This window comes from Alkalibacterium sp. s-m-28 (assembly GCF_054658175.1).
Window position 1 is genome coordinate 1 of sequence record NZ_BAAGIQ010000362.1, and the last position, 279, is coordinate 279.

Sequence of the window (279 nt, forward strand, 5' to 3'; positions counted from 1 at the left end):
ATCAATCATATGTTTTTTCACTCCTTCTCTGATATCTCTTCTCATTCCTATTCCACTCCAATTCTATAGGGGATAAGAAGAGTATATAAAAAATGTAGGAAAACCAACAATTTTACATTGTCATTTTTCTACATTTTATAACTGTTCTTTACATTTGTGTTTGGATAGTGCATTCTTTAGTCGAAAACTCTCTCCGGTAAAGCTTAATATGTGAGCATGGTGAATCAGTCGATCAACCAATGCGGCTGTCAGACGAGCGTCAATGAACACTTTATTCCA

General features: G+C 34.8%; 1 protein-coding gene. It reads right to left on the reverse strand.

Annotation, left to right across the window (positions count from 1 at the left end; all coding sequences use genetic code 11):
* Positions 1 to 135 precede the first annotated feature (135 nt).
* Positions 136 to 279 (reverse strand): ATP-binding protein (locus ACYQ4S_RS12625; protein WP_459771534.1); only part of this gene is annotated, 144 nt, incomplete at its 5' end.